This is a genomic window from Acinetobacter sp. GG23 (genome assembly GCF_057766365.1).
The window spans coordinates 93,327-120,245 of the sequence record NZ_JBYMDJ010000001.1 but is presented as its reverse complement, the minus strand read 5'-3'; the positions used below and the strand labels follow the sequence as shown (position 1 = coordinate 120,245).

21 protein-coding genes are annotated in these 26,919 nt (G+C 38.0%); 15 read left to right on the top strand and 6 right to left on the bottom strand.

Annotated elements, in window-relative coordinates:
• The first annotated feature begins 49 nt into the window (after positions 1–49).
• On the top strand, positions 50–1,657 hold the full coding sequence (locus AC3CAU_RS00610; protein WP_447053037.1) for a GMC family oxidoreductase: 1,608 nt from the start codon (positions 50–52) through the stop codon (positions 1,655–1,657).
• Between the two features lie 167 nt (positions 1,658–1,824).
• Entirely contained in the window at positions 1,825–3,255 is a 1,431-nt protein-coding gene (locus tag AC3CAU_RS00605; protein WP_447053036.1) for a coniferyl aldehyde dehydrogenase, read from the top strand.
• Between the two features lie 80 nt (positions 3,256–3,335).
• On the opposite strand, the gene cysK is transcribed toward AC3CAU_RS00605, so the two are convergent.
• Entirely contained in the window at positions 3,336–4,334 is a 999-nt protein-coding gene (cysK, locus tag AC3CAU_RS00600) for a cysteine synthase A (protein ID WP_131217434.1), read from the bottom strand.
• Positions 4,335–4,600: 266 nt separating this feature from the next.
• On the opposite strand from cysK, the gene plsB reads away from it, so the two are divergent.
• From plsB to AC3CAU_RS00565, 7 genes are all read left to right on the top strand, one after another.
• Complete coding sequence (gene plsB, locus AC3CAU_RS00595; protein ID WP_131217436.1) at positions 4,601–7,102, top strand: glycerol-3-phosphate 1-O-acyltransferase PlsB; 2,502 nt, start codon at positions 4,601–4,603, stop codon at positions 7,100–7,102.
• A gap of 187 nt (positions 7,103–7,289) precedes the next feature.
• A complete protein-coding gene (locus AC3CAU_RS00590) occupies positions 7,290–7,607 on the top strand; it encodes a metalloregulator ArsR/SmtB family transcription factor (protein ID WP_424619826.1) in 318 nt (105 codons plus the stop codon).
• A gap of 101 nt (positions 7,608–7,708) precedes the next feature.
• A complete protein-coding gene (locus tag AC3CAU_RS00585; protein ID WP_447053035.1) occupies positions 7,709–9,442 on the top strand; it encodes a SulP family inorganic anion transporter in 1,734 nt (577 codons plus the stop codon).
• 313 nt (positions 9,443–9,755) lie between these two features.
• The gene (gene sstT / locus AC3CAU_RS00580; RefSeq protein WP_131217442.1) at positions 9,756–10,949 is read left to right on the top strand and encodes a serine/threonine transporter SstT; all 1,194 of its coding nucleotides are present in this window, start codon (positions 9,756–9,758) and stop codon (positions 10,947–10,949) included.
• Positions 10,950–10,982: 33 nt separating this feature from the next.
• Complete coding sequence (locus tag AC3CAU_RS00575) at positions 10,983–11,657, top strand: YoaK family protein (protein WP_447053034.1); 675 nt, start codon at positions 10,983–10,985, stop codon at positions 11,655–11,657.
• A 14-nt stretch (positions 11,658–11,671) separates the two neighbouring features.
• On the top strand, positions 11,672–12,208 hold the full coding sequence (locus tag AC3CAU_RS00570) for a DUF2058 domain-containing protein (RefSeq protein ID WP_131217446.1): 537 nt from the start codon (positions 11,672–11,674) through the stop codon (positions 12,206–12,208).
• Positions 12,209–12,440: 232 nt separating this feature from the next.
• Positions 12,441–13,712 (top strand): mechanosensitive ion channel family protein, encoded by a 1,272-nt coding sequence (locus tag AC3CAU_RS00565; protein ID WP_424621025.1) that lies wholly within the window; start codon positions 12,441–12,443, stop codon positions 13,710–13,712.
• Between the two features lie 264 nt (positions 13,713–13,976).
• Here AC3CAU_RS00565 and AC3CAU_RS00560 read toward each other — a convergent pair whose 3' ends face one another.
• The 3 genes from AC3CAU_RS00560 to AC3CAU_RS00550 all read right to left on the bottom strand — a co-directional run bounded on the left by AC3CAU_RS00560 (position 13,977) and on the right by AC3CAU_RS00550 (position 15,730).
• A complete protein-coding gene (locus AC3CAU_RS00560) occupies positions 13,977–14,138 on the bottom strand; it encodes a hypothetical protein (protein ID WP_424621023.1) in 162 nt (53 codons plus the stop codon).
• Positions 14,139–14,677: 539 nt separating this feature from the next.
• Positions 14,678–15,169 carry a hypothetical protein gene (locus AC3CAU_RS00555; protein ID WP_447053033.1) on the bottom strand — a complete coding sequence of 164 codons (492 nt, stop codon included), beginning with the start codon at positions 15,167–15,169 and terminating at the stop codon, positions 14,678–14,680.
• A gap of 423 nt (positions 15,170–15,592) precedes the next feature.
• A complete protein-coding gene (locus tag AC3CAU_RS00550) occupies positions 15,593–15,730 on the bottom strand; it encodes a hypothetical protein (protein ID WP_424620264.1) in 138 nt (45 codons plus the stop codon).
• Positions 15,731–16,548: 818 nt separating this feature from the next.
• On the opposite strand from AC3CAU_RS00550, the gene AC3CAU_RS00545 reads away from it, so the two are divergent.
• The 5 genes from AC3CAU_RS00545 to AC3CAU_RS00525 all read left to right on the top strand — a co-directional run bounded on the left by AC3CAU_RS00545 (position 16,549) and on the right by AC3CAU_RS00525 (position 21,933).
• Complete coding sequence (locus AC3CAU_RS00545) at positions 16,549–18,402, top strand: ABC transporter ATP-binding protein (RefSeq protein WP_447053032.1); 1,854 nt, start codon at positions 16,549–16,551, stop codon at positions 18,400–18,402.
• Entirely contained in the window at positions 18,402–18,851 is a 450-nt protein-coding gene (locus tag AC3CAU_RS00540; RefSeq protein WP_447053031.1) for a MaoC family dehydratase, read from the top strand. The genes AC3CAU_RS00545 and AC3CAU_RS00540 overlap by 1 nt, the downstream gene beginning before the upstream one ends.
• 110 nt (positions 18,852–18,961) lie before the next feature.
• Positions 18,962–19,990 carry a helix-turn-helix domain-containing protein gene (locus tag AC3CAU_RS00535; RefSeq protein WP_131217455.1) on the top strand — a complete coding sequence of 343 codons (1,029 nt, stop codon included), beginning with the start codon at positions 18,962–18,964 and terminating at the stop codon, positions 19,988–19,990.
• 71 nt (positions 19,991–20,061) lie between these two features.
• Positions 20,062–20,436, top strand: a complete 375-nt coding sequence (gene gcvH, locus AC3CAU_RS00530; RefSeq protein ID WP_131217457.1) for a glycine cleavage system protein GcvH — start codon at positions 20,062–20,064, stop codon at positions 20,434–20,436.
• A gap of 315 nt (positions 20,437–20,751) precedes the next feature.
• The gene (locus tag AC3CAU_RS00525; protein WP_131217459.1) at positions 20,752–21,933 is read left to right on the top strand and encodes an MFS transporter; all 1,182 of its coding nucleotides are present in this window, start codon (positions 20,752–20,754) and stop codon (positions 21,931–21,933) included.
• A 100-nt stretch (positions 21,934–22,033) separates the two neighbouring features.
• Here the strand turns inward: AC3CAU_RS00525 and AC3CAU_RS00520 are convergent, their stop codons facing one another.
• Together AC3CAU_RS00520 and AC3CAU_RS00515 are read right to left on the bottom strand one after the other, a co-directional pair.
• Entirely contained in the window at positions 22,034–23,227 is a 1,194-nt protein-coding gene (locus AC3CAU_RS00520) for a PilT/PilU family type 4a pilus ATPase (RefSeq protein ID WP_488368402.1), read from the bottom strand.
• Between the two features lie 289 nt (positions 23,228–23,516).
• Positions 23,517–24,578, bottom strand: coding sequence for a 3-deoxy-7-phosphoheptulonate synthase (locus tag AC3CAU_RS00515; RefSeq protein WP_131217464.1), 1,062 nt, complete (start codon positions 24,576–24,578; stop codon positions 23,517–23,519).
• Between the two features lie 1,189 nt (positions 24,579–25,767).
• On the opposite strand from AC3CAU_RS00515, the gene hppD reads away from it, so the two are divergent.
• Complete coding sequence (gene hppD / locus AC3CAU_RS00510; RefSeq protein WP_447053029.1) at positions 25,768–26,829, top strand: 4-hydroxyphenylpyruvate dioxygenase; 1,062 nt, start codon at positions 25,768–25,770, stop codon at positions 26,827–26,829.
• The last annotated feature ends 90 nt before the right edge of the window (positions 26,830–26,919 follow it).

Genomic DNA, 26,919 nt, shown 5'->3' with positions numbered 1-26,919 from the left:
TTAAAACAAAAATGATATTGAAGAATAAATAACAGGAACAAGATCCTCTATGGAAAACCAGATGTTTGACTATATTGTCATTGGTGGTGGCAGTGCCGGCTGTGTTTTGGCTGGACGTTTATCAGAAAATCCAGAAATTTCAGTGTGTTTATTAGAAGCTGGCAGTCATGGCAATACATGGATGGTAAATACCCCCGCCGCAGCCGTGATCAGCATACCCAGCAAAATCAACAATTGGGCCTTTGAAACTGTGCCACAGAAAGGTCTAAATGGCCGTAAAGGCTATCAACCGCGTGGTAAATGTTTAGGCGGATCATCTGCCATTAATGCGATGATTTATGTGCGTGGCCATCAAAAAGATTATGACCGGTGGGCGGAACTGGGTAATCACGGTTGGAGTTATCAGGAGGTTCTGCCGTACTTCATTCGTTCGGAAAATAATCACGATATTCAAAATGAATATCATGGCAATGCCGGACCTTTATCAGTATCGAATTTGCGCACCGATAGTCCATGGCATGAACGTTATATCACTGCTGCGAAAGAACAAGGTTATAAAATTCTGAATGACTTTAACGGGGCCGAACAAGAAGGTTTAGGTGTTTATCAAGTCACCCATATTAATGGCGAGCGCTGTAGTGCGGCGCGTGCCTATTTATTTCCGCATCTGGAACGTCCCAACCTGACCATTTATACCCATGCCTCTACCCAGCGCATTTTAATTGAAAATCAGGTTGCAGTGGGGGTCGAGGTTAAACATGGAGGACAACTTAAACAGCTGCGTGCCCATAAAGAAGTGCTGTTAAGCGCAGGTGCGATGCATTCGCCGCAAATTTTAATGCTATCCGGTATTGGAGATGAACAGAAACTGGGCGAGCATAATATTGCCGTGACCAAACACCTGCCCGGTGTCGGTAAAAATTTCCACGATCATCCTGATTTTATTTTTAGTTATACCGTTAGTGATATTGCGGGTACTTTTGGCGTTTCGCTGGCCGGTACGATTGACTTGATGAAGCAAATTTCACGCTATCGTAAAGAGCGCCGTGGCATGCTCAGTACCAATTTTGCCGAGTGTGGCGGCTTTTTAAAAAGTACAGTAGATAAGGACATTCCAAATTTACAGCTGCATTTTGTTGTGGCCTTGGTCGATAACCACGCTCGTACTTTTCATGCCAGTCACGGTATTTCCTGTCATGTCTGCCTGCTGAATCCTAAAAGTCGCGGCAGTATTCAAATCAGTGGCCCAAGCATTGAAGATCCCCTCCTAATTGACCCGAATTTTTTTGATCATGAAGATGATATTGAAGATATGGTCAATGCCTATAAATTAACGCAACAACTGATGCATTCACCTGCCTTAAAAGCATTGCATAGAAAAGATCTGTTTTGTGCTTCGGTCAAAACCGATGACGAAATCCGGCATATTTTACGTGAACGTGCAGATACGGTGTATCACCCTGTCGGCAGCTGTAAAATGGGGGTTGATGATATGGCCGTGGTTGATCCGCAGCTTTGTGTCTATGGGATTGAAAATCTACGCGTGGTCGATGCCTCGATTATGCCCAATGTGGTCAATGGCAATACCAACGCGCCAACCATCATGATTGCTGAAAAAGCGGTGGATATGATACGCGCCAAACAGTTACATGCTTAACTCCAAAGAGAAGCGCATCATGCTCAGTCCACTCAAAATGACTTGAGGATAGATTTGAACCTGTTATGTAATATTTTAAAAGATTTAAAAGTATAACAAAGTGAGAATAACGGAATGATATTGAAAAATTCAAGTTACTCTCTCGCTACTGACAAAGGATATGTAAGATGTTGAATCATAAAATGGATCAAAGTGCAGATCAAAGTATCTGGATTGATTTACAAGCATTATTCGAGAAGCAAAAACAGGCATTTACTGAAAACAGTTACCCGAGTTTAGAGCAGCGCAGGCAGCAGCTTAAAAATTTGCAGCAATTGATTCTGCAAAATAAAACCCAGATCAATGAGGCAATTAGTCAGGACTTTTCTAACCGAAGTCATTCGGAAACTGAAATGTTCGAGGTCATGACCAGTGTATTCGGCATTAAATATGCCTTAAAAAATTTGAAAAAATGGATGCGTCCAAGCAAACGTCATATTGGTATTCTTTTCCAACCTGCGACAGGTTATGTCTTGTATCAACCGGTTGGTGTGGTGGGGATAGTTGTCCCTTGGAATTACCCGCTATTTTTAGCCATCGGCCCACTTTGCCAAGCCCTTGCGGCGGGTAATCGGGTGATGTTGAAAATGAGTGAATATACCCCTGAATTTTCTGCCCTGTTTAAGCAACTGATTGCTCAAGCCTTTCCTGAAGATTTGGTGTGTGTGGTCAATGGTGATGCAGAAGTTGCGCAGCAATTTACCCAATTGCCTTTTAATCACATCTTGTTTACCGGTGCCAGTGAAGTCGGTAAACACGTCATGCGTGCAGCAGCCTGCAACCTTACGCCTGTGACTTTAGAACTTGGAGGAAAGTCTCCAGCGTTGGTCTTGGCCGATGCCAATATTCGTGAAAGTGCACGGCGAATTGCTTTTGGAAAAGCCATGAATGCCGGACAAACCTGTGTGGCGCCCGATTATGTGCTGATTCCTGCGCACTTAGAGGCCCAATTTATTGAAGATTACTCGACAGCCATTCAGGAATTTTTCCCGACACTAGACAATAATCCGGATTACACTGCCATTATTAATGAGCGGCAGCTCAACCGCCTAAATCGCTATATTGAGGATGCAACTGCAAAAAATGCGACTGTGAATGTCATTACTGACACATCTTCAGGTCGACGTTTAGCACATTATGTTTTAAGCAATGTCACAGATGATATGCAGGTGATGCAAAATGAAATTTTTGGTCCCTTATTGCCGATTGTGACTTATCAACAGCTCGATGAAGCGATTGACTACATTAATCAAAGACCGCGACCTTTGGCTTTATATTATTTTGGTTATAACAAACAAGATCAGCAAAAAGTACTCATGCAAACGCATAGTGGCGGTGTTTGCCTCAATGAAACCCTGGTTCATGTCGGACAGGAAGATCTGCCTTTTGGCGGTATGGGTACATCGGGAATGGGTCATTATCATGGCTATGAAGGTTTTATCACCTTTAGTCATGCGAAAGCCGTGTTTAACCGCCCGAAATTTAGTTTGATGTATTTGTTTTATCCGCCTTATGGCACATTTATTCAAAAACTGATTTTAAAACTGTTTATCCGTTAAGATTTTGTGATTCATACGTACTTAATAAAAAAGCTGAAGATCAACTTCAGCCTTTTTATTCTCAAAAAATTCGTGACACATTAATCGGCAGAAATATCTTCAAATAAAACAGATGATAAATAACGCTCACCGGCATCCGGTAAAATCACCACAATGGTTTTGCCCGCGTTTTCAGGACGTGCTGCCAGTTGAGCAGCTGCTGCCATTGCAGCACCACTTGAAATACCCACCAGAATGCCTTCATGAGTCGCTGTTTTACGTGCCCATTCAATTGCTGTTGCACTATCAATTGCAATGACTTCATCCACTAAATCTAAATCCAGATTTTTGGGAATAAAGTTTGCCCCAATGCCTTGAATTTTATGCGGTCCAGGAGTCAAAGGCTCGCCACGTTTGGCTTGTCCAATAATTGGAGATTCAGCCGGTTCAACAGCCACTGAATATAGCGCTTGATTTTTTACCCGCTCAAAATAACGTGAAATCCCTGAAATAGTTCCGCCCGTTCCTACTCCTGAAACCAGAATATCCACCTTACCAGTTGTGGCTTCCCAAATTTCTGGACCTGTGGTTTGTTCATGAATTTTAGGGTTGGCCGGGTTTTCAAATTGCTGCGGTAAATAATACAGTTCCGGTTGTTCAGTGGCCAAACGTACGGCTTCATCCACCGCACCCTTCATGCCTTTTGCAGGTTCAGTCAGGACCAGATTTGCACCAAATGCTTTTAACACTTTGCGACGTTCAACACTCATACTTGCAGGCATGGTCAAGGTGATGTCATAACCTTTTGCCGCAGCGACAAATGCCAGTGCAATTCCGGTATTACCACTGGTCGGCTCTACAATATGCATGCCGGGTTTAAGCAAACCTTTTTCTTCAGCATCTTTAATTAAAGCGGCACCAATACGACATTTTACTGAAAATGCAGGATTACGACTTTCAATTTTAGCCAGTACCGTTGCAGGTGAAGAAATTGAACGGTTAATACGAATTAATGGGGTGTTGCCAATAGACTCAGCATTATTACTATAAACCGCAATGCCTAAATTATTTGGTGTTGGAAATGCAGAATCTGTACTCATTTTAACTCCTTGAGCGATTTTTTGATTTTAAAGCCATACATTCATCATAAGTCATTTAGACCGTGAAGATAAGTTTTTCTATTCCATTTTTTTCGTCTTAACTGTCTGTTTAAGCCTAAAAAATAAAGATTTTTTCATCATATCTCAACTTGGTTTTTCTTAAGTCATTACAACTTAAATGACTTATTTGTCATCAATAAGATTTGTATTTATCCTTGTTATTGCACACAATATCCAGCAAATGAAAACTGATTTTAGGGAAGCAAATGTCTAATAAGGGTTATAGCCGATTCTATCGACAATTTACGCAGAAAATCCTTGATAAAATCGTGACTCCTCAAGTCTTAGGCAATACAGAAGAATTAGAAAAAAATATAAAAAATAAACACGACAAAAAATTAATTTGTTATGTATTACAAGATGCGTCACTCAGTAATACGGTATTAATCGACACTGAAGCGAAAGCGCGCAAACTGCCTTCAGTTTTTGCGCCATTAACGATTCAGGAATTTAAAGAAGATGACTCGATCCTGGCTTTAAATGTACCGAGTTCAAAAAATGAGGCTTATCACTATTCTGCCAAACTGATTCGGCTAATCGAAGTTTTAGAAAAATATCCTGAATACGATATTGAACTGGTACCAGTGACGGTATTATGGGGACGTTCGCCTGAATATGAAGACTCCTGGTTTAAGGCTTTATTTTCTGATGCATGGTCTACCCCATCCAAATTAAAACAGGCCTTGAATATTTCATTATATAGTCGTGATAACTATATTGAATTTCATAAGCCCATTTCACTTAAATCTGCCATGCAAAAAGCCAAAATTGAGCATCCGAATTTTTCTCCCGCCCATTCAATTGTTAAACAACTCAATAGCAATTTTAATAAACATAAAGAAGCAATTTTAGGCCCCGATTTATCTGACCGTCGTAATCTCATTAATAAGTTAATGAAGACTGAAACAGTTCAAGATGCCATTCGTAAAGAAAGTATTGATCATAAAATTAGTATGTTTGAAGCGGAAAATCGTGCCAAAGGTTATTTAACCGAGGTGGTTTCTGATTTCTCCTATTCAACCTTACGTTTTGCTGAACTTGCCCTGACCAAGTTATGGACACAACTTTATGATGGTATTGAAGTACATAATTTCGATACGGTACGTGAGTTAGCCAAGGATTATGAGATCGTCTATACGCCCTGCCATCGCAGTCACATCGATTATTTGCTGCTCTCTTATGTGATTTTTAACCGTGGCCTCATGGTTCCACATATTGCCGCAGGGATTAATTTAAACCTGCCTATTGTGGGTCAAATCATGCGTGGCGGCGGTGCCTACTTTATTCGTCGTACCTTTAGTGGTAATGAACTTTACACCTCGGTATTTAAAGAATATTTACACAGCCTTTTATCGCGTAACACGCCTTTGGAATACTTTATTGAAGGTGGTCGTTCACGCACGGGATTATTGTTGCCGCCTAAAAAAGGCATGCTTTCGATGACAGTACAAAGTCATTTACGCGGCGCGACCAAACCGATTGCTTTTATTCCGACCTATTTTGGTTATGAAAAGCTGATGGAAGGTACTTCTTACTTAAATGAACTGAATGGCAAACCGAAGGAAGCTGAATCAATCTGGGGTATTTTAAGTTCAGCACGTAAAATTGAAAAAGTTTTTGGACAAGTGCATGTTAATTTTGGTGAACCCATTTTTCTGGATAAAATTTTAACCGCTAATCAAGCCGATCAAATTAAATTAAATATTGATGACGAATTACCTCAACCTGTGGTTCAAACTGTCAACCAGGTCGCAAATTCTATTTTAGAAAATATTAATAAAGCAGTGGTGGTTAATCCTATTTCATTGATCTCACTAATTTTACTTAATGCTAAAAATCATGCTTTAAGGGAATATGATTTAATCTTACAAATTGATCAATATCGTCAGTTATTAAATGAGGCGAAGTACGATCAACGAATGATGATGACGGAATTATCCAGCGCTGAAATTGTTCAATATGCTCAAAAATTAAAACAAGTTGAAAATTTTAGTCAAAATAATGAAAACTGGATTCGTGTGGCGGAAAGTCAAAAAATCCTGTTAAGTTATTTTAGTAATAATATTCTGCATTGTTTTATTGTTCCTGCATTAGTCGCCATGCTGATTCAATCTTATAAAAAGATCTCACGTCATTATTTAATGGATAGTGTTAAAAATATGTATCCCTATTTTAAAGAAGAGTTTTTCTTAAAATGGAATCTAGATGAATTGGAAAATGAGATTGGATTAATTTTAAATAGTTTAGAACAGTTGGGCTGGATTATTCAGCAAGAAACCACGGTATCGATTGCGTTAGATGAACAGATGCAAAATAAGCTGTTATCACTTGCGCATCTATCTAGCTCTAGCTTGAATAACATGATCATAATTTCAGGTTTACTTAAGCAGTATGCTCCGTCTCAAGCGCTTACGATGAAGGAGTTAGAGAAAATGGGCAAAACGGTATTGCAAAAACTTTTCCAGGCTCAAAAAATTCCGTCTGGTTATTATTTTGACAGTGCGACCTTAAAAAGTTTTATTTCCATACTTAAACAAAACAGTTTATTAAGTATTCAAGATACTCATTTTGTTCTCAGTGATCATTTTGAAGAAAAAATGTCGGCTATTTTCAATTGGTATGATCCTGATAATCGTCAAGCCATAATTGAAACACTTCATTTTAATGAAAAGGAATTAAAAGAATTTAAACAAACCAGTAAAAAATAAATTATTCACATCTAGCAATAAAACAAGGCATTTAACTGAAATTAAATGCCTTGTTTTATTGATATAAGAATATTTGATATTTAAGTTCATTAAAAACCATTGAAAATAGTGCTTTTTTCTCATGTATTCAACTATACAGGCATTATACTGCGTATATTACTGATGAGTAGTATGGAAATGCTGTTATATGAACACCGAGCTTGAAATTGCTTCTATGCATGATTCTATCGATATCGTTGTCACGATATTAAAATCACTCGCCAATACAGATCGCCTACTTATTTTATGCCATCTTGCCAAACAGGAACTTAATGTTTCGCAAATTGAAGAATTGACCCAAATTAATCAACCGACCTTATCTCAACAACTGATGATGTTACGCAAAAGCAATGTCGTTTCCACCCGTCGTGATGGCAAACAGATTTTTTATTCGATTAAAGATGAAAAACTTGTTCAATTGTTAAATACTTTATACCAACTTTATTGTCCTAAGGATCTAATTTAATTTTATTAATATCAGTAAATTAAATAGATAAAATGATCAGATTAAGACTTCTTAGCATTTTTTATGCATAATATATCTAAAATAGTGATTTAGCTTTAGATATGTCAGATTTAAATTCTCGCTTAACAAGATTATTGCCTGCTTGGCAATGGCTGCGCACATATGACCAAGCCAAATTTAAATCAGATCTTCTTTCTGCGCTGATTGTGATTGCAATGCTGGTTCCGCAAGGCATGGCCTATGCCATGCTTGCAGGTTTACCGCCTATAATGGGCTTGTATGCCAGCATTCTGCCGATGATTATCTATGCGATGATTGGTGGTAGTCCTACGCTATCCATTGGTCCGGTCGCTATTATTTCCATGATGACCTTTGCCACTTTAAATCCATTATTTGAAGTCGGTTCTCCAGTTTATATACAAGCTGCTTGTTTACTTGCAGTGATGGTCGGAATCATCTCCTTACTGCTCGGGATTTTTAGATTTGGATTTCTTATTCAACTGATTAGCCATCCCGTAATTCAAAGTTTTATTATCGCTTCCGCGTTATTGATTGCTTTAGGTCAATTCAAATTTCTGGTTGATGTCCCGTTAAAAGCCAATAATATTCCTGAATTTTTGCTCAGCTTTTGGCAATACATTGGGTATAGCAATATTCAAACCTTTATTTTTGGCATGTTTGCCTTACTCTTTCTGATTTATCTACCTAAAGTTTTAAATTCCAATGCCATTAAAAGTCGTATTGGGTCGACAGCTTTTATCTCTAAAGCATTACCGTTGATACTCGTCGTTGCTTCAATTGCTGCGGTTTATTTTCTAAATTTGCAAGAAATCGGTATTAAAACTGTTGGAGAAATTCCGTCAGGTTTTCCGCCTCTCAGTATGCCGTATTGGAATATGGACTTGGTCATCACTCTATTGCCGGGTGCTGCAATGATCGCCATGATTAGCTTTGTCGAATCCTTATCCATCGCACAAGCGACAGCATTACAGCAGCGCAGTCATTTAAACAGCAACCAGGAACTCGTCGCCTTAGGTTTAGCCAATTTAAGTGCCGGTCTTAGTTCTGCCTTTCCGGTCACCGGCAGTTTATCTCGAACTGTGGTGAATGCAGATTCGGGTGCTAAAACACCACTGGCAGGTGTGTTTTCATCGCTGCTAATTGTGGTGGTCAGCCTATATTTCACCGGTTTTTTCCGTGATTTGCCTCTGGTTATTTTGGCAGCCACCATTATAGTTTCTATCTGGAAGCTGGTCGATTTCAAACCTTTTATTGAAACCTGGCGTTATTCAAAAGCAGATGGTATTGCCATGTGGATTACCTTTTTTGGCGTGATCTGCATAGATATCTCTACCGGTTTAATCATTGGTATTGTCTCCACCTTTATGCTTTTATTGTGGCGAATTAGTCGTCCCCATATTGCGGTGATTGGTTTGGTTGAAGGCACGCAACATTTTAGAAATGTACAACGCCGTCAGGTGCTGACCTCTTCTAAGGTGCTTTCTATGCGTATTGATGAAAACCTGACTTTTCTAAATGCCAATACTTTAAAAGGTTTCTTGATTAATGCAGTAAGTCAGCATAGGGACTTAGAACATGTGGTGATCAACTGTTCAAGTATTAGTGCAATTGACCTGAGTGCTTTAGAAATGCTGGAGGATGTAAATGCAGAATTTAAAAAAATTAATATCAAATTACATTTTTCAGAAATTAAGGGGCCAGTAATGGATAAATTACAGCATTCAAAACTGTTAAAACATTTAAGTGGTCAAATTTATCTGTCTCATTTTCAAGCCATGCAAGAACTTTCCCCTGAAGTTTTTTTAAACTCTTAAGAGGTATATACCTCGCTATAAATGTGTCCAGTCAGTTCGCAACAATCGACTGGATTAAATCTAAACAAGGCTTGGTAATCAAGAGAAAATTTTGAGGGAATTTCGATCTAATAAGGGAGTTTTAAAGTATATCTATAACCAGAATATTTAATTTCTATGAGTTTAAAAATATTTAAAAATAAGAATATCAACTTTAAAAATAAGTAGTTAGTTTTTATATAAAAATTAATTTTTAGCAGCAACTATTTTAGGTATAAAATGGCGAGCATATTTGTAAATTTTTTAGTCCTCGTATTTGTAACAAGGCACCTCTATGTTCACTGCTTTAATGCGTTTAAGTTTAGTCTCCCGAATTATTATCGCCATTATTTTAGGTATTGGTGTTGCTGTTTTGTTCCCTAATCTGGCTCCTTATTTAAGTCTGTTGGGTGACTTGTTTATTAAAGCGCTTAAATCTGTTGCTCCTATATTGGTTTTCGTGCTGGTTTTATCCTCCATTGCTAATTTTAAAGTTGGACATGGCGCTAAAATCAAACCAATTATAGTGATGTATGCTGTGGGGATGTTCTTGGCTGCGTTAAGTGCAGTGATTGCCAGCGTTATTTTCCCAAGTACCTTGTTTCTGGATATCCCTGCAAATACGGACTTACAACCGCCCGGCAGTCTGGTTGAAATTTTAAGAAATCTGCTTTTAAGTTTTGTGGCCAACCCTGTTGTTGCGATTAGTGAAGCGAACTTTATTGGTATTTTGGCTTGGGCTGTTGCTTTGGGTGCGGCATTCCGTCATGCCAATGACAGCACAAAAGTATTGCTCACCGACGCTGCAAATGCGGTAAACACCGTGATTCGTCTGGTGATTAATTTTGCCCCAGTGGGGATTTTTGGTCTGGTGGCGGTCACAGTTGCAGAAGCCGGCTTAAGTACCTTCGAGAGCTATGCCCAATTATTGGCCGTACTGATTGGCACGATGTTCTTTGTGGCCTTGGTGATTAACCCAATTATGGTGGCATTTGTGACTCGTACAAACCCCTACCCACTGGTGTTTAAATGTCTACGTGAAAGCGGAATTACTGCCTTCTTCACCCGAAGCTCTGCAGCAAATATTCCAGTGAATCTGGATTTAGCCAAACGTTTAGGCGTGAATGAATCTACGGCAAATGTGGCCATTCCCCTTGGTGCGACCATTAACATGGCCGGTGCTTCAGTCACTATTACGGTGCTGAGCCTGGCTGCTGTGAATACTTTAGGGATTCCGGTTGATTTCACCACCATGCTGGTTTTATCGGTTCTTGCAACTGTTTCAGCATGCGGTGCGTCTGGTGTTGCCGGTGGCTCTTTACTGCTTATTCCAGTAGCATGTGGCTTATTCGGCATTAGTTCAGATATTGCCATGCAGGTGGTTGCGATTGGCATGGTCATCAGCGTATTGCAAGATTCGACTGAAACGGCATTAAATTCTTCTACAGATGTGCTATTTACTGCTGCTGTAGACCGCGGTTTAGATTAAGATAGTCATTATTAAGAATTTTTCTATGACGTTATGCCTCTTCAAACTTTACCGCTTTGGGTTCAACTAGGTGCTTTTTTTCTTGCAATGAATGCAGGAATGATTAACGTCCTCGGGCTGGTGACCATTTTACATCAGTCCGTTTCACATATGACCGGTAATGTCAGCATGTTGGCCATGGCTTTATTGCACTGGCAACCTGAACAGATCGTTTACTTAGGCCTGGTTGTCCTGTGTTATGTAATCGGTTCATGTTATAGCGGAATAATACTGGGAAATAGCCACTTTAGCTTAGGTCGCCGTTATGGTTTTCCTTTAAGCCTGGTGGCTTTTTTCATTTTGCTGTGCTGGTTTCTATTGCCCTATTTTCCCCGCTATGCCTTGCTTTGGGCATGTGTGGCAATGGGTGTGCAAAATGCCATGTTCAGTCATTACAAAGGCACCATCATTCGGACCACCCATTTATCTGGTGTTTTGACCGATTTAGGTTTAGCGTTAGGTTATCGCTTACGTGGTTTAGAGGTAGATCGCAGACGGATTATTCTCCATTTAGCCATTTTATTTGGATTTTTCATCGGTGGCTTAGTTGCCAGCCTGATTTATCCTTATTTAAAATTAGATTCATTCCTTATCCCTGCGCTGTTGAGTTGGACGCTTAGCGCCGTATATTGGGTTATTTATTTTCGTTATCGACGTATTCAAGAGTAGTTTCGGAATTTATTATGGTCAAAAATGCATTACAGGCTCAATTGTTAAAAGCTGGTTTAGTCGATAATAAAAAGGCTAAAAAATTGTCTAAACAGGCAGTTCATGAACAACGTACTGGACAAAGCAACGAAGCTGAATTGAAAGCGAAAATTGCGCAAGATAAGCAGGAAAAACTCGCGAAAGATCAAGCGCTGGATTTAGAGAAAAAACGCCTGTTGCAGGGTAAAGAATTAAAAGCTGCCATTATCCAAATGATCAATCAGCACAAAATTCGCGATATCGATGGTGAAGTGTCTTATCAATTTATTGACGAGAGTAAAATCAAAAAGATTTATCTCAATCAACAAATTTATAATGCGCTGGTTTCCGGTTCATTGGTGATTGCCAAAGAAAGCGAGAGTTATGCAGTTTTACCGAAAGCCTTGGCAGATCGCATTAATGACAAAATGGAAGGCTTTATTATCGTCAATAATTCTGAGAAGAATGAGCAAATTACTGATGAAGAAGATCCATATGCAGCTTATGTGATTCCTGATGATTTGATGTGGTAAGTTTAGTTTTTCAGTAATTTAAAAAGCGATGCCAATATCGGTGTTGGCATCCCCTTCAAATACATAATACGATTGAATCAAATTTCAAAAATACTCATAGCCTGACCTTAACTTTACTTGGTCGTTAATTCAGTTTGAATTCATGTAGCAAAAACGTTACCGCCTACAATGATAAAATTATAACTCTATAAACTATAAAGAATTTTTAAATTTCTATATTGAGGGTGCATTTTTGGAGCATTTTGCTTTTATCCGTAATATTCAAGATTGGTCAGATCAATATCCATGGTTAGAGATGCTAACCTCCCTAAGTATCCTGATTTTACTGGCAGTTCTCGCAAACTTTATTGCCAAACAAGTGGTAGTTCGGGGTATTCGCAAGCTTGTTTCAAAGATGAAATGGGCTAATTCGAGTATTTTTGCTGAACATAGCGTCATCAGCCGTATTTCAAATATTGTGCCTGCGATTGTCATTATGAACGGCATAGTGACGATTCCGCACATTTCAGGAAAAGTGGTTACCTTGGTCCAGATGGGTGCACAAGCCTTTATTTTCCTGACTCTGGCACTGGCCATCAGTGAATTTTTAAGTATTTTTAACCTGATTTATCAGCGTAATCCAAAATCAAGAAATAAGCCGATTAAAGGCTATTTGCAGTTGGTTAAGCTGATTATTTTTATTGTCTGTGGCTTAATGATTTTAGGGACATTTCTGAAAAAAGATGTCTTTACCTTGCTTGCAGGCTTTGGTGCCATGGCTGCCGTTCTGATGTTGGTGTTCCAAAATACCATTCTGTCTTTAGTTGCTTCAGTACAGATTTCATCTTATGACATGGTGCGTATTGGTGACTGGATTGAAATGCCTACCCTGAATGCAGATGGTGATGTCATTGATATGTCATTACATACCATTACCGTGCAAAACTTTGATAAGACTTTTACCACCATTCCGACCAACAAACTGGTGACGGATACCTTTAAAAACTGGCGTGGCATGGCCTCTGCTGGTGTGCGCCGCATCAAACGATCAATTTATATTGATCAGAGTAGCGTACATTTCATGACCGACAAAGAACAGCAGAAACTCAAAGAATTTCTATTGCTCGATCAATACTTAAACACCAAACATAGTGAACTGGAAAGCTTTAATCAGCAATTGTCGAATCAGGCATCCTATAATCAGCGACGTTTAACCAATTTAGGGACATTTCGAGCCTATGTGGAATTTTATTTAAATCAACATCCAGGTATCGCGCAAAATCAGTCTTTAATCATTCGCCAATTACAACCGACCAGTGAAGGTTTGCCACTGGAGATTTATGCTTTTACAAACACTACGGTATGGAAGGACTATGAGGCAATACAATCGGACATTTTTGATCACCTGATTGCAATTATCCCAGAATTTGGTTTGAAAGTTTATCAAGCTCCTTCTGGCGCTGATTTTAAGCAATTCTCAGCTGTTTCAGCGGCGATAGCAGAACCCAATCATCCATTGGTTTAAACTTTAAAATAAAGCGTTGTTGTATGAATTGAAATAACTCTTTATTTAAGAAAATCAATGATAAATTATATTTTTTATAAGTATTAATGAAATGTAATTAATTTAAATGCCAAACTGATTATGACTTTAAAAAACCCTCAAATGAGGGTTTTTTATATTACTTTTATTTTTCTTATTTTCTAATAAAAACAGTTTTAAAAAACTGAATTCAAAATTTTAAATGAGAACCTTTATGACCCTTTAATTTCAGGAATTTACAAGTTTTTACTGAGGTTGCTTCATTAAATTTGAATGTTGAAGATGTTGGTTGGGTTGATCCAGCTGTGGATTAGGTGGAGTATATCCCTTCTCTTCGTTAGGTCTTTGAGAGAATTCAATATGTAGGTTCGGTTGATCCAGTTGCGGATCTTGTGGTTGGTTATTCATGTTTAATTCCCTGTTCAGATTATGAATCTATATCGCGTGAATTTTACATCGCCTAAATTACGGTACTATCAATTTACTCTTTCTTTTGCTTTATCCTAGTGTAACTCTGTGTCAATTTCATTCATTGTAAACCGGCATCACTTTATATTATTGATTTCCAACTAGACCTTTAAAATCACGTTCACAATTGTTACCTAAAACCACCTATCTTTAATATTAAAGTCATCCTTAAAAATCTCTTTACTTATATTTATTTCAGCATTATTTAATCGTGAAACTTCAAATTTAATATTGTTTAAGATGAGAGAGATTAAATAACTACTGTAAAAAAAATCAGGAATCCGGATTTTGAAAAACTTATTGATTAAGATGATTTGATTAAGATGATCACGTAGAGCTTGAAAAATAGCCATCACTTGAAGCTATAAAAATATGAGAAAAAATATAATTCCGTTTCTTTCATGAAGACTGAATCAAAAAACCAACCCTTTTAAAATTAAAAAGATTGGTTTAAACGTGCTTGAGATTATGGAGTCGCTCTAGGGACGTAAACGATTCCATGCATCACGTGAGGCATGTTTAGCCTCTTCCCAGGACAGGCGGGATTCTGCTTTTGATTGTTCCCATTTAGAACGAAGATCTGGCTCTACATCTTCAAATCTTTTGGATGAATCATATGTAGATAAATCCTCATAACCTACACGATAAGCATGCCGATAATCGCGATCATAGTCTAAATCCGGATAAGTGTTTTGCGAGGACTTATAATAGGGTTGATGAGCACTGTTTTCACGCCAATAGGTATCTTCAACAGTGGGATCTATCGCTTCACCTGCCGCACTGCCGGCTACACCACCCACTATCGCACCCACTGCTCCACCGACTATAGCTCCGATTGGGCCACCCGCACTACCGATTGCGGCACCTGCAGCAGCAGCACCTGCAGCACCTACACCTGTTCCTACTGGGTGTGGATCTCGCTCATCATTATTTGGATTGTTTTTAATACGATCTTCATCAGAATTTGCCATCTTTTTTCTCCTTATAACAGTATTGTGTTTAGAAAAATTGGCTGATTCTAGCCAGTTTCACTTATAAAGGTTCATCTTCATAAAAACGTTAAAATATTATTGCTCTAGTCTATCTTTAGCATGCTGGTACGGCTCTATGCGCTTGAGGTTATCTTGTGCATAGGACTAAGCAGTGTATTACTTTGCCCATTCTTTAAATTTCCCATATTTTCATTTTTGTTTCTTTCATATAGGGAATAAAGAATCACCGCAATGATTACAGCGACTATGACAGCGACTATGATTTTTACATCTTTTGAGTTCATATTATTTTTCCCTTTTGATGATGGATAGAAATAATGAAACTATAAATCTAGTAAAACTTTGAACACAGATAAAACCATGAATAAAAAATTAATATTCAGGAGCAAAAAAATCAAAGTTTTATTTCTGTTGTTTAGGTGGATGTTCTTGTTGGCGGTCGTTTTGTTGATTAGGTTGCTTTTGCAGATTTTGTTGTTGCTGCTGTTGATGATTTGATTGTTTTTTTGGATTTTGTTTAGCTGGTTCTTGAGTAGTCATTTACACTTACCTCCTATAAAATATTTTGGTCTATAACGCCCTCATTCTGACTTTATTCACTTTACTCTTTATATTTCATTCACCAAGTCTTCATCTGTTTCAATTTCATTCAATGTAAATTTTATAAATCTATATGCTTGATCCATAATTAAAACTTGAAGCATTTATTAACATTTATTACTAAAAGCATCATAAGATTTAAGCAATACACCATAAAATAAATCAATATTACACAATGATTCGCTATACTAATTTCTAGATACATAAAAGATAAGTTAGTGTTTTTATATTATTAATATATTTTTATTAAAATAGATCACTAAAAATATAACGTACCGGTTGTAGTCTTTTAAAGACTAGAATTTCTATCCAGCTTTATTTATGCTCTAAATATCCAGATAAGTAATGTATTTTTGAAAAAAGCGATAGCGCTATGAAGCACTTATTTAATCGTAGCAGATTCAATAACTCCCCCTCTAATTGTTAATTAAATATTTTTTAAAGAGCTCTATGAGCTGATGAATTCCTATAATTTACTTTCATGATAGACTTCTGATAAATAGTAGATTTTTGACTAAATTGAGCAAATTAATTTTGGATTTAGGCTTCCGGCTTTTATTATACCCATGAATCTTTATGCCTTAACCGTTTTACCAAGTATGGCGCAATTCGGGCCTCAACCTGATCAGGTTCTAATATCTAGATACTTGTTTGCAGCTATTCAGAAGAGCCTTAAGCGTTAATATAGAATAGTGTTTATACTGTAACAATTGCATAATACTGATATTGAATCGTTTGAATAAATTGGAGCGTAACCTATGTTGCAATGGTTTGAAAAACTGGTCGATCCTTACCCATCCAAAGGTTTAAACGAACCACTTCCAACACGCTTCTTTCCTTTTGTATGGCAAGCTGCAACGGGTGTTCGCCGATATCTGCTGTTACTGGTGTTATGTACTGCGGGAGCGGCAAGTTTTGAAGCGGTACTGTATGCAAAAATTGGCGATTTGGTTAATTGGTTGAGCAAGAGTCAACCCGACACCTTCTTAGCAGAGCATTCGCAAAATTTGACCCTCTTGACAGGTATTTTGTTGGCCAATATTTTATTCGCCAGCATGCAATCCGTGATCAAGCATCAAATTTTATATAGTACCTTTCCCATGCGTCTGCGTTGGCGCTTTCACAACCTACTTTTATTGCAAAGTCTGGATTTTTTCCACAATGATTTTGCCGGCCGTTTATCGGCCAAAGTGATGCAAACTTCGCTTGCAATACGTGAGTTCTGGGTAATTTTGGGTGATATGCTGGCCTATGTGCTGATTTATTTTGTCACCATCAGTTTTGTTCTGGGCGCTATTTCTCCTCTGCTGATTTTGCCACTCATGCTGTGGTTAGTACTATTCATTACGGCTGCCTGCTATTTTATTCCACGTCTAAGCCAAATTTCCAATAAACAGGCCGACGCACGTGCTGTAATGACCGGTCGCGTGACGGATGCCTATACCAATATTCAAACTGTGAAACTGTTTGCCCATGCGGGGCGTGAAAGTCAGTATGCCAAAGAATCCATGCAAGGCTTCATGATCACGGTGTATAAGCAAATGCGTTTAGGGGTGCAGTATGAAATTAGCATTAATTTACTCAGTGTAGTTTTATATGTAGGCGTGTTAGGGACAGCGATTTGGCTCTGGATCAATGGACAAGCTGAACTGGGTATTATTGCTGCAACGACTGCCATGATATTAAAGCTCAACAGCATTGCTGAATTTATGATGTGGCAATCTTCTGCTTTATTTGAAAATGTCGGTACCATTCAAGACGGCATGAAAACTATGGGCCGCCCGATTAACATTCAAGACAAGAAAGATGCCAAGCCTTTACTGGTACAACATGGTGAAATCAAATTTGAAGATGTCAGCTTTGCCTATAACAATAAAAATGTGATAGATCATTTAAATTTAACCATCAAACCCGGTGAAAAAATCGGCATCGTGGGCCGTTCAGGTGCGGGTAAATCTACCCTGATTCAATTGTTATTGCATTTTTATCATCTTAACCAAGGCCGCATTTCGATTGACGGTCAAAACATTGAAGATGTAACCCAGGATAGTCTGCGTAAAAGCATTGCTTTGGTGACTCAAGATACTTCCTTATTGCACCGCACTGTGGCCGAAAATATTAAATATGGTCGCCCCCATGCAAGCGATGAAGAAATGTTTGAAGCCGTCCGTAAAGCCAAGGCAGAAGATTTTATTCCGCAACTGACCGACTTGCGTGGCAAAACTGGCTATGAAGCCTATGTCGGTGAACGGGGTGTCAAACTCTCGGGTGGACAACGTCAACGGGTTGCGATTGCACGGGTATTTTTAAAAGATGCACCAATCTTGATTTTAGACGAAGCGACCAGTGCTTTAGACTCCGAAGTTGAAGCCGCAATCCAATCCAGTCTGGATGATTTAATGGAGGGTAAAACCGTTATCGCCATTGCACATCGTCTATCGACGATTGCCCAAATGGATCGTTTAGTTGTACTGGATGAAGGAAAAGTTGTAGAACAAGGTACACATGATGAACTGGTCGCGCTGAATGGTATCTATGCGCATTTGTGGCAAAGACAAACTGGCAGTTTTTTGATAGAACAACAGGCATTGAAGAAAAAGGAAGCGCATTGATGCTGTATTTAGAAGATATAAAAATCGGGGATCGTTTCATTAGTCGGGAATATGAAATGACCTTGGATGAAATTAAACAGTTTGCGCATACGTATGATCCGCAAACTTTCCATACTGATGAAGATCAAGCTAACGAGCATCCTATTTTTCAAGGTATTGCAGCCAGTGGTTGGCATACCTGTGCCGTGACCATGCGTTTATGGACAGAATGTTTTCCGGTTGCTTATGGCCTGATTGGTTCAGAATCTAACCTGCGCTGGCCACGACCGACCCGTCCTGGCGATAAAGTTCATGTTGGGGTTGAAATTGTTGCGATTACGCCATCAAAAACCAAAACTGACCGCGCTATAGTGAGCTATGTAACTCAGGCATTGAATCAGAATCAGGATGTGCTGCTTATCTCTACAACGAAAATTGTGGTCTTTAAAAAGGAATTCAAACCTGTCTAATTTACAGGCTTTGATAAATTGTCGAACAATTTTAATAGGATACTGTTTCTTTTCATGCCAATATGAAAAATCAACAAATATAAAAATGACTTAAGTGCAATGGATAGCGCATGAAAACGATTTCTCCAAGACAGGATCAGGGAATACCAGGGGTTTACGGTCTATTGCTCCTCGATGTAGTGTCACGCTGGGGCTATAATGCAGAAGCCTTGTTTACTCCTTTCCATTTAAGCAGTGAACAGCTGGCAGAGCCAAATTTTCGCATTCCAACCCCTGTTGCAAATGAACTGGTTAAACATGCATTACGTTTAACCGGCGAGTCGACGTTGGGTTTTCATTTGGGTACCCAAATGCGAATTTCCATTCATGGTTTTATTGGTTATGCCATTATGACGGCACATGATATTACCGATGCCCTGGTCTTGGCTAATCGCTTTATTCAGCTCCGTTTACCATTTTTACAGCTTTACTTCTCAACCTTTGGCGAGAAGGCAACACTGCAATTGCAATGTGATTTTGATATTGAGCCTTTAAGAACTGAAATTACGATAGCATTGACCTTTGGTATTGTCACCATGGCAAAAGCCTTAACGGGCTGTGAGGATTTATCTGGTGAAATTGATTTTGATTTCCCGAAACCAGCCGGTTTTGAGCGTTATATGGCAAAATTTCCATCGCATCATTTTCGTTTTGAACACCCCCATTTGCTCTCAAGTTTTGATAAGAAATACCTGAGTTTAAAAATGGTCAATGCTGACCCCCTTGCCAGCCAGATTGCGATTAACCAATGTGAAGCTGAACTCTCGGCATTAGGTGAACGCCGTCGTTTGGCCATGCGGGTGCGGGATATTTTGACCAATTCAGAGCAGCATTATTTAAGTATCGAAAATGTCGCAGATCGACTGCATATGTCCGATCGGACTTTAAAACGCCAATTAGCTGCCGAAGGTACGTCATTTTCAACTATCGTAGATGAAGTACGTTATCGTCACGCAACATCGCTGCTTTCCCGAACAGACTACACCCTAGAGCTGATTGCAGATGAACTTGGCTATAGTGACGTGGCCAATTTTAGCCGGGCATTTAAACGCTGGAGTGGCCGTAGTCCAAGCAATTGGCGTAAAGATCCTTACTTATAAACTTTTGTTTTTAGCAAAAAACATGTATAAAACATGGCAAAAATGATTTGAATATTTTAAAGGAGTCATCAATGAATCACCCTTCAGAATTAAAGTATGCCAGTACTCACGAATGGGTCAAAATTGAAGGTGATCTGGTTGTTACCGGTATTTCCGATCATGCACAGGATGCTTTAGGGGATTTAGTCTATGTAGAAGCACCAGAAGTAGGCCAGCAAATTACTGCCGGCGAACAAGCAGGTGTGGTGGAGTCGGTTAAAACAGCTTCTGATATTCATGCTCCTGTTTCGGGCGAAGTAATTGAAGTCAATCCTGATCTTGAAGATGATCCGGACTTTGTGAATGATGATCCATATGGCAAGGGCTGGATTTATAAAATCAAGCCAAACAATATGGCAGATGTCGAAAAGTTACTTTCAAACAGTGAATATGAAGCAGGTTTATAATCCTGGTTATATCTATAAAAAATCAGTCTTTATGACTGGTTTTTTTTATTTCACGCGAACCCTAGTTAAATATATAAATACTGGATCTAAAATCACAATATGAGATTAATAATTAAAAAAATGAAAAATTAAACAAATTAATATATTTTATTATTGATTCAGCTATACTTTTTAATAGTAATCATCTAAAATCTATACAATCTAACGATGATCTGACTTATCTTTATTTATTATAAAAACATTTTTCTAGCCTACAAAAATAATTGCCTCGATAAGCCTGATAAATCGTCTACTTCTTACGAATCTAGGTAAATTATGTCTCCTGCAAATACACAACAGTTATGGAATAAATCCTTTATTCTATGTCTGGCCAATAATCTATTCTTGTTTGTGTTTTATTTTGCCCAAACGACTATTTTACCTATTTATATTTTAAATGAGCTACATGGAACTTTAGCGCAAGCGGGTTTAGCCATGACACTATTTATGGCATCATCAATTGCGGTTCGTCCCTTTAGTGGTTTAATTATTGAAAAATTTGGACGTAAAAAAACCTTATACGTTTCCGAAGCCTTATTTTGTCTGTTTTCTTTTGCTTATTTATTTGCTGACAATTTAAGCTTTCTTTTAGTTATTCGATTCTTGCATGGAATTTGGTTCAGCATTTTAACTACGGTGACGGTACCGATTGCCAATGATTTCATTCCTGCACAGCGTAAAGGCGAAGGTATGGGATATTTTGTCATGTCTATTAATTTGGGTATTGTACTTGGCCCTTTGCTCGGCTTGACCTTAATCCAGCCCCTGTCTTATACCATGGTCGCAGCAATTCTAGCTGCTATTATCTGTATAGGCTTTATTTTTTGTTTTATGATTCCCATTCAGACAGAAGCCAAACCAGTGCTAACAAAAGGGAAACAGCGTTTATCTATGCAAGATTTTGTAGAGAAGAAGGCTTTGCCCGTGTCAATTATGGCCATGATCATTTCTTTTTCTTATGCCAGTATCATGTCGTTCATTTCAACATTTGCCGAATCAAAAAATCTGCTTCCCTATGCCAGCTTATTCTTTGTGGTCTTTGCAATTTCAATGATGAGCTTGCGACCAATCACTGGGAAAATTTATGATCGTAAAGGCCCCAACTATGTGGTTTATCCTGCTATTGCCTTATTTTCCATTGGGCTGATTGTTTTAAGCCAAATCAATACAGTGACTGGATTGATGCTTGCTGCAGTATTTGTGGGTATGGGCTTTGGTTCGGCTCAACCCTGCTTGCAGACCATTTCCATTCAGCGCTCACCCAAAGATCGAATTGGGCATGCAACCTCAACCTTCTTTACCTGTTATGACATCGGAATTGCGATTGGTTCGATCTTGCTCGGTGCGGTGATTGCTCACCAAGGCTACAGTTTTGCCTATCTCCTCTGTGCATTGATCACGGCATCAAGCTTAATTTTTTATAAGTTATTTGTAGATCGTAAACATACTGTAGCCTAAAAAGGCTATCTAGATGGGTACAAAACAAATAAGCATCCTCCCAAAATGGAATAATGCTTATTTTTATCATATCGTTGGACATTACTTGCCCATGACTCAACTAGGTTAGGTTCTCTTGCTTGCTTTCACTTTCTTCTGGATTACTTTCTTGCACCATGCTAAATGATGTTGCTGTACCAGCTACAGATTGATCATCTCTCGGACTTTTTAATTTGATTTGTAAACGTAATTCGTTCATAGAATCGGCATTACGTAAGGATTCCTCATAACTAATTGCACCTTGATTATACAAATCAAATAAGGCCTGATCGAAAGTTTGCATGCCGAGTTCACGGGATTTCTTCATGATTTCTTTGAGTTCATGCAATTGACCTTTAAGAATATTATCGGCAATTAAAGGAGTATTCAGTAAAATTTCAATCGCCGCACGACGTCCACGTCCATCTTGAGTACGGACTAAACGCTGTGAAATAATGGCTTTCATATTGGAAGACAAATCCATCAGTAATTGATTTTTTCGTTCTTCAGGGAAAAAGTTAATAATCCGGTCAAGGGCCTGATTGGCATTATTCGCGTGTAGCGTTCCTAGACATAAGTGCCCGGTTTCCGCAAAAGCAATTGCATGTTCCATTGTTTCAGTATCACGGATTTCACCAATTAAAATAACGTCTGGTGCCTGACGTAAAGTATTTTTCAAAGCATTGTGCCATGAGTGACTATCCACCCCAACTTCACGGTGAGTAATCATGGATTTTTTATGTTTATGTACAAATTCTACCGGGTCTTCAACCGTAATAATATGCCCTGCTGAATTTTCATTGCGATGATCAATCATGGCTGCTAAAGAGGTTGACTTGCCCGAACCGGTCGCGCCCACCACTAAAATCAAGCCACGTTTTGCCATCATCACATCTTTAAGCGATTCAGGTAATTTTAACTGGGCAAAATTTGGAATTTCCGCAGTAATGGTACGAATCACCATACCCACTTGTAACTGTTGTTGAAATACATTAATACGAAAACGCGAAACATCGGGAACGCTAATGGCAAAGTTACATTCGAGTTCATTTTCAAATTCCTGTCGCTGCTTTTCATTCATTAAACTATAGGCAAACAGTTTGGTTTTATCCGCTGTTAGCGCTTGTTGTCCAATCGGTTTCATCATCCCTTGATGTTTAATACTCGGCGGAAAATCTGCTGAAATAAACAAGTCTGAGCCACCATATTCCACGACCTTGGTGAGCATATGAAATATTATTTTACGCGCTTCTTCCAATAATTCCGCACTATACATATTTGTTCCCATTTAAAATTATTTCAAGTACCAAGCAACACATAGAGTGAATTGTATTTATTAACCAATCAGTTATTACTTAGTCTCAATTTTTATTATTCTGCCTAAAGAAATCATACCACTCAAATCTGTTAATTCTAATCAGTTAAAGAAATTGACAAAAAATGTATAGAGCATCAACAAAGTATTGTTCTAAATTTAAACAGATAATACAAAGGTGCTTATGAGCAACAATGCAGCCGCGATTAACGGGGCTGCATCATAAAATAAGCATGTTGGTTCAGAAATATTAAGCACTGCGCTTTAATTGAGAAATACGAAGTGAATCTACAACTTCTAATAAAAGTTGCTGTGTTTTATCCCACCCTAAACAACCATCAGTAACAGATTGACCATAAGTCATATTACATGAAATCTTTTGCTGACCGTCCGCCAAATGACTTTCTAACATCACGCCACGAACATGGGTATGAACGCGTTCATCTATAATGGTACGTAAAACTTCAGATTGTAATAAAGGGTTTTTGTGGCTGTTACCATGACTGCAATCAATCACTAAAGCAGGTAATTCCCCTTTGGTTTTTTCTTTAATTTTTTCAATTTCAGCCAATGCGTAGTTAGGCCCTGAATTTGCACCGCGTAAAATCAGATGGGCTTTCGGATTGCCTTTAGACTCTAAAATACACGGTAGGCCAGATTGACTCATGCCTAAAAATTGATGTGGATGTGCAGCCGATTGAATGGCATCAAGTGCAATTTGAATAGAGCCATCTGTACCATTTTTGAAACCAATGCTGTACGGCATGTGACTTGAAATTTCACGGTGAATTTGTGATTCGCTGGTACGTGCACCAATTGCACCCCAAGCCAGTAAATCATCGAAATATGCAGTCGCCATCGGGCTTAAAATTTCAGAAGCAAGGGGTAAACCCATTTCTATAATTTGTAAGTATAACTGACGTGATTTCTCTAAGCCCAATTGCATATTCGATGAACCATCTAGATTTGGGTCATACAGGAAACCTTTCCAGCCAATAGTGGTACGTGGTTTTTCAATATATGCACGCATAACCAGAAAAATTTGATCAGCGATTTGGCTTTGTAATTGTTGTAGTTTTTCAGCATATTCGAGTGCAGAAATGGGGTCATGAATTGAACATGGGCCTGTTACCACCATTAAACGATGATCTTTGCCATCTAAAATGTTTTGAATAGTTTGACGCTGCTCGGCAATTTGCTGAGCCAATTTTCCAGATAAAGGCAATTGTGCCTTCAATTGATGAGGCAAACTTAAAATAGTTTCTTTTTCAGGAGTTTGCGTTTGTTGTAAAGCAGTATTTAAAGCATTCATTGGTCTTTCCTGGGGACTTTTTCCAGTCCAATCTTTTATTTGAGCGTTATGGGTCTAACGGATTGCGAGGCAAGGGTCATTACTTGACTAAAATAAAACCAATAGAAGTTACTAAAATATGAGTAGTTTAATGTTTTCATGAAGTAACTCCAAAAGTATATAAAAAATAAAGCATAAAAAAACCTGATCAGGGTTGCCGATCAGGTTATAAAACTTGGTGGGCAACCATTTATTGCCCGAACGCATTCAGGCAACTATCTAAATTGCCAAAAATAATAACGTGCGTTTGAGGTGACTGGTTGCTTTAACATCTTTATTTCTTCAAAAAAGTATGTGTATTAAAATTAAAATACGCTGTATTCATACATTTGACAAGGGTTTTATACAAAATAAAAATACATAAATTGGTCAACTTTTACTTATCTATGGTTTAAAAAAACACCAAAACAATAAGCTTTGCTTTTTTTTCAAATTTTATAAACATGCCCCCCTCACTTTCTAATCAAACTTTTATGGCCCATTTTCCTTGATTCCGAAAATTCACAATGCGCCATTGAGCAATCTACTCATAGATTGATCTATTACGATAAGTTGAGAAAAAAATTTAATTATTAAATTTATGGACTGATGAGTAAGAGCTCTTTTCGAATTTATATGTAGACGAGATCGCCTTATGCAAAATTACTGCCTTGATCATTTAGCTTTGATTATGCAGCAGGGTTAATTTTTATTTTATAATTTCTCTCTTTTTTGTATAAATTAATAATTTAAGACATTAATAAGTAAAACAAAATTAGTTTTTTATGTTTACGGCTTGATATTTTGAACAGTTTTTTCAGTTACAAAAAAACACAATTACAGATTTAGGAAGTGATGTCAAAAATACAAAACATTATTTTATAAATATCATTACTTTATATTATAAGAAAACTTATCAATCTAAATTATTACGCAATACGTAATTAAATTATGTATTGAATAATAAAAAAGCCGCCGTATGATGAGAAAATAAATTAATTTTATCGTATAAGGTTTTGTTTTCGAGCAAAAACTCGAACGATAAAAGAGTATCAGGCAAACGGATTTGTCATAAAAATTGAACTGATTAATATGATTTTTCTTGTTTGTTTAAAAGTGAATAGGTTAAAAACAGGCAATAGGATTGCTTTTAATAAAATGAGGATGTTGTATGAATAAGCTAGCCAACCCTTTAGAACTTTGTGGATTTGAATTTATTGAATTCGTGTCTAAAGATGGAGATCTAGATGAAATTTTTCAAACCATCGGCTTTAGCAAAGTTGCCAAACATAAATCGAAAAATGTGTATTTATGGCGTCAAGGCAACATTAATATCATTCTCAATTATCAGCCTGAATCTTATGCAGCGTTCTTCTTTAAAGAACATGGTCCCTCTGCATGCGCAATGGGTTTTAGGACCAAAGATGCCGCGAAAGCATTTAACAAAGCTGTTGAATTGGGCGCAGAACCGATTTATTCAAAAATCGGCCCAATGGAACTAAATATTCCGGCGATTAAAGGCATTGGTGGCTCGCCTATTTTCTTGGTCGATCGTGATATTTATCAAAGTGATTTTATTTTCTTTGATGATATGAATTCGCATCCAGTTGGAACAGGCTTAAAAGAAATCGATCATTTAACCCATAACGTCTACAAAGGTCGTATGCAGTATTGGTCAGATTTTTATGGGAAAATTTTTAATTTTCAGGAAATTCGCTATTTTGATATTAAAGGTGAATATACCGGTTTGACTTCTAAAGCGCTCACTGCACCTGATGGGAAAATCCGTATTCCCCTGAATGAAGATTCTGACAAAGGTAATGGTCAAATTGCTGAATTCTTAAACGAGTTCAATGGTGAAGGCATTCAACATATCGCTTTTATTACCGATGACCTGATTGCGACATGGGATAAGTTAAAAGCCTTGGGTGCCAAATTTATGACCCCCCCTCCAGCCACTTATTATGACATGCTTCCTGATCGTTTACCGAACCACGGCGAACCGACTGATGAACTTCAAAAACGCGGCATTTTATTAGACGGCAATATTGAAGGCGAAGACAAACGTCTGTTATTGCAAATTTTCTCGGAAAATATGCTAGGTCCCGTGTTCTTTGAGTTTATTCAACGTAAAGATGATGACGGTTTTGGAGAAGGCAACTTTAAAGCATTGTTTGAATCAATTGAACGCGATCAAATCAAACGTGGTGTACTGGATATTTCAAAAGCCTAATCGCAGTGTGAACATTTAAGTTGTCCTTTATTTTCATGCGCATACATTGAGTATGTGCATGCAAAATATACATCTTATTTAAATATTTTA